The sequence below is a fragment of the Variovorax sp. 01T439_2 genome, assembly GCF_056398445.1.
This window is the reverse complement of the sequence record NZ_JBFTPJ010000612.1, coordinates 1-3700: the sequence shown is the minus strand read 5'-3', so window position 1 is coordinate 3700 and position 3700 is coordinate 1. Positions and strand designations below refer to the sequence as shown.

The 3700-nt window shown below is 69.9% G+C and carries 5 protein-coding genes and 1 pseudogene; 3 read left to right on the top strand and 3 right to left on the bottom strand.

What is annotated here, in order from left to right:
- Together AC1DOC_RS24350 and AC1DOC_RS24345 are read right to left on the bottom strand one after the other, a co-directional pair.
- A partial coding sequence (locus AC1DOC_RS24350; RefSeq protein WP_478130663.1) for a thiolase family protein occupies positions 1-456 on the bottom strand: 456 nt, incomplete at its 3' end.
- Between the two features lie 133 nt (positions 457-589).
- On the bottom strand, positions 590-907 hold the full coding sequence (locus AC1DOC_RS24345) for a DUF2917 domain-containing protein (RefSeq protein WP_026283921.1): 318 nt from the start codon (positions 905-907) through the stop codon (positions 590-592).
- Positions 908-989: 82 nt separating this feature from the next.
- On the opposite strand from AC1DOC_RS24345, the gene AC1DOC_RS24340 reads away from it, so the two are divergent.
- The 3 genes from AC1DOC_RS24340 to AC1DOC_RS24330 all read left to right on the top strand — a co-directional run bounded on the left by AC1DOC_RS24340 (position 990) and on the right by AC1DOC_RS24330 (position 3249).
- The gene (locus AC1DOC_RS24340; protein WP_478079709.1) at positions 990-1925 is read left to right on the top strand and encodes a LysR substrate-binding domain-containing protein; all 936 of its coding nucleotides are present in this window, start codon (positions 990-992) and stop codon (positions 1923-1925) included.
- 308 nt (positions 1926-2233) lie between these two features.
- Positions 2234-2452, top strand: coding sequence for a hypothetical protein (locus AC1DOC_RS24335; RefSeq protein ID WP_012745611.1), 219 nt, complete (start codon positions 2234-2236; stop codon positions 2450-2452).
- A gap of 2 nt (positions 2453-2454) precedes the next feature.
- On the top strand, positions 2455-3249 hold the full coding sequence (locus tag AC1DOC_RS24330) for a hypothetical protein (RefSeq protein ID WP_478084477.1): 795 nt from the start codon (positions 2455-2457) through the stop codon (positions 3247-3249).
- A 22-nt stretch (positions 3250-3271) separates the two neighbouring features.
- Here the strand turns inward: AC1DOC_RS24330 and AC1DOC_RS24325 are convergent.
- A pseudogene (locus AC1DOC_RS24325) lies at positions 3272-3700 on the bottom strand (MFS transporter); the annotation flags it as partial.

Sequence of the window (3700 nt, the reverse complement as noted above, 5' to 3'; positions counted from 1 at the left end):
CTCCACGCCGGGGTAGCGCCTTTTCATGGCCGGGCTCATGTAGGTGCCCAGGCCCGCCTTGGCCGGCAGCGCATTGGGCGTGAACATCGGCACGCGCGTCATGCTTTCGACGCCGCCTGCGATCACCGCGTCCATGGCGCCCGACATCACGGCCTGCGCCGCAAAGTGCAGCGCCTGCTGCGACGAGCCGCACTGCCGGTCGACCGAGGTGCCCGGCACCGACTCGGGCAGCCTCGAGGCCAGCACCGCGTTGCGCGCGACGTTGGTCGCCTGCTCGCCCACCTGGCTCACGCAGCCGAGGATCACGTCTTCCACCGCGGCCGGGTCGATGCCGCTCCTTGCCACCAGTGCGTCGATCACCTGCGCCGCCAGGTCGGCCGGATGCCAGCCCGCGAGCTTGCCGCCGCGCCGCCCGCCGGCCGTGCGCGCGGCGGCCACGATGTATGCCTCTGCCATGGTCATGTCCCTCCAGAAAAGAAAACAGCGTGAACCGCGCGGCGCCCGACGCAAAAAAGCCGCCCGTCACGGCGGCGGCGTTGGGTGCTTGGAAGGTCCATGGCATCGAGGGTCGATGCCGGGGCGGCTCAGGTCAAGCCGGGGACAACCCGAGCGGCAGCAGTCGCCAAGGCGACCGGCGCCGCGTCGGCAGCGGCATGGCCGCGGGCTGCGCGTCCGACACCGTGATGCACGAGGCTTCGAGCGCCGACACCAGCACGCGCCGGTGCTCGCTGCCTTCGAAGCGCTCGCCCGGCGCGAGCACGATGTCGCGCGGATCGCGGTCGAGCGTCACCCAGACCGAGCCGCTGCGGCATTCGATGCCCACGCCGGCGCCATCGGGCACCGAGAAGATGGATCGGGTCGGCAGGCTGACCTGGAAGCGGGAAGAAGAAAGAGGCTGGGTGCTCATGGCAAGCTCCATTGCATTCGTGATACGAATGAATATAGTGAACCGGCCTTCCTCTTGCACACGGTAATTCGGAACTCGTTGCATGCTTCCAGAGAATGCGAAAGCCCTCGGCACCGCCTCCGGCGAGCTACCGCCGCTCGAACTGCTGCGCAGCTTCGAGGCCGCGGCGCGCCGGCTGAGCTTCACGCTCGCGGCCGGCGAGCTGCACCTGACCCAGTCGGCCGTGAGCCGCCAGATCCAGCAGCTCGAAGCCAGCCTGGGCGTGCTGCTGTTCGAGCGCCGGCACCGCGCGCTGGCGCTCACCGAAGCCGGCGGCGTGATGCAGCGGGCCGTGACCGACAGCCTGGAGCGGCTGCGCGACGCCACCGCGCGGGTGCGTGCCAGTTCCGCGCCGCGCCAGGTGGCGATCACCACCACGCCGGGTTTTGCGTCGCTCTGGCTCATTCCGAAGCTCGCGCGCTTCACCGGCAGCCATCCGCAGCTCGACGTGCGCGTGTCCGCCACGCTCGACGTGCTCGACCTGGAAAGCAGCCGGCTCGACCTGGCGGTGCGCTTCATGCCGATCGGCCGCGGCATCGGCCCGGCGCTATTCGAGGAATCGGTGATCCCGCTGTGTTCGCCGCAGCTTGCCGCCTCGCTGCGCACGCCGGCGGACTTTTCGAAGCTCACCCTGCTCACCGTCGAATACCCGGACCACAGCGAAGCGCCCACCGCCGATTGGGAACCCTGGCTCAAGGTGATGGGGCTCGACGACCTGCGCATGAAGAGCACGCTGCGCTTCACCCAGTACGCCGATGCGGTGGCCGCCGCCGTGGCCGGGCAGGGCGTGGTGATCGGCCGGCTGCCGCTGCTGCGCGAACTGGTGCAGGACGGCCGCCTGGTCGCGCCGCTCGGCGAAGGTGCGGCCTCGCACCGCGGCTACTTCATCGAGGCCTCGCGGCGCGCCGCCGGCAACCGTGATGCGCAGGAGTTCGCAGAGTGGCTGCGCGACGAAGCCGAGGCGGCGCAGCGGAGCTGAGGGATTCGAGACAAGTGCCTCGCAGCGCGAGGCGTGGGCTTTGCGCCACAGCCGCAGGTGCGGCGCTTGCACACAGCGCGCGTGCTCGCCAGAATCCGCCCTTCGTTTTTCAGCAACAGTTTTTCATCCGCGCCTGGCGACGACCAACCTCCCGGGCGGCAACACATTCAATGAACCGTTTCCTGAACACCTGACCCGCACACCGACCGCCCCGGCCGGATGTGCATCCACGCATCCGCCGAGGCCCATCGACAAAGGCCCCCGCGCAGCCATTCGCCGGGGCTTTCCTGTTTCTGGAGTGTGCGCACATGAGTGCTCAACGAAAGGCCCGCGACGACGACAAGCGTCTGGGCCGGTTCTATTTTTCGGTGCCGAATGCGGCACCTCGCAACCCCGTGGTGGCCGCGATCGCGCGCGGCGAATCCAATCAGAAGGCGGGCCGCCACCTGCGCACGCACCGTGCGGAACGGCGTGCGCAGAAGGTCGCGTTGCAGAAGGCTGCGCGCAGCCTTGGGCGGGAGGGCTGACGATGCGCGAAGACATGGACAAGGTCATCGTCGAACGCCCACGGCGCGGCGGTGGCGTGCAGGGCGACGGGCGCGTGTTTCGAAACAGCAGGGAGCGCGGCTCGCACCTGGGCATGAAGCGTGGCTACGACCACCCGAAGGGGCTCAACGAGAACCTCCAGCCGCTCAGRCGCTGGCTGCACAAGCAGGTGCACCGGCCGTGGGACAAGGTGTGGAGCGAGCTCTGCCAGGGCATCGACCGGCGCAGCACGGTGCAGGCGCACATCTTCCTGCACATCGACGACTTCGTCGTGCGCGATGCGGTGATGCACGGCGGCGAGGTCCTGGTGCGTTCGCGGTGGTGGGCGGGCAGCGACCGCGTGCCGCTGCGCGAGGCGCCCCACGTCGAACTCTTCGTGCATCCGGACACCGGCATTCTGTTGCCCAATCGGCATCGGCGCGGCTCGGCGCAGCGCCGCAAGGCCGAACGCGAGGCGAAGGTGGCGGCGGCGGCGCAAGGAGTGGTGAAGCCCTACGCGCCCTGCCATGTGATCGACGCCGTCACGCAGTGGCATCGCATCGATGGCTGCTGGTGGGAGGTGACGCTCGCGCGCGTGCCCGAGGTGCGCCGGCTGGAGCCTGCGCCGCGCTGCTACGACGTGCTGCGGCGCTGCCTGGTCACGCGCCGCGGCTGCGAGCCGGCCGCCTTCGGCACCACCGACACCATGGCGATGTATGGCCGGCCCAACGTGTATGCGGAGTGCATGCGCAAGCTCGGCCGCGCGGAGGTGCGCTCGCGGCTGGGCGAGCGCGGTTGAGCGAGCGTCTGCGCGATGCCGCTCAGGGCTGCGCGGAGGCGAGGCCCGCTTTTTCGTGCGCGCGCGGCAGCAACAGGAACGCCAGGGTGCCCACCGCCAGCATGGCCGTGATCGTGAGGAACACCGCGCGAAACGGCTCCACGCCGTTCGACGCGGCCCACGACGCGGCCACGCCCGTCGTCCACTGCATCAGCGACACGCCGAGGAACATCGCCATGTTGAGCAGCGACAGCGCGCGCCCCGTCATGGCCGCCGGATAGGCGGCGCGCGTGTACGAATACTGCAGCACCGAGTAGCCCGAGAGCAGGCCATAGAGGATCGGCAGGCCGATGTCGACGGCGAGCGAATGCGTGAACGCCATGAACGCGAAGATCACCGCGGCCGCGAACGCGCAGCCCATGAGCCAGCGGCCGCGCCGCGCGCCGCCCGGGTCGAGGCGGCCGAACATGGC

Excerpts from the sequence above, each read along its gene's own strand:
- AC1DOC_RS24345 (WP_026283921.1), bottom strand. The coding sequence starts at position 907 with ATGAGCACCCAGCCTCTTTCTTCTTCCCGCTTCCAGGTCAGCCTGCCG.
- AC1DOC_RS24340 (WP_478079709.1), top strand. The coding sequence starts at position 990 with ATGCTTCCAGAGAATGCGAAAGCCCTCGGCACCGCCTCCGGCGAGCTA.
- AC1DOC_RS24335 (WP_012745611.1), top strand. The coding sequence starts at position 2,234 with ATGAGTGCTCAACGAAAGGCCCGCGACGACGACAAGCGTCTGGGCCGG.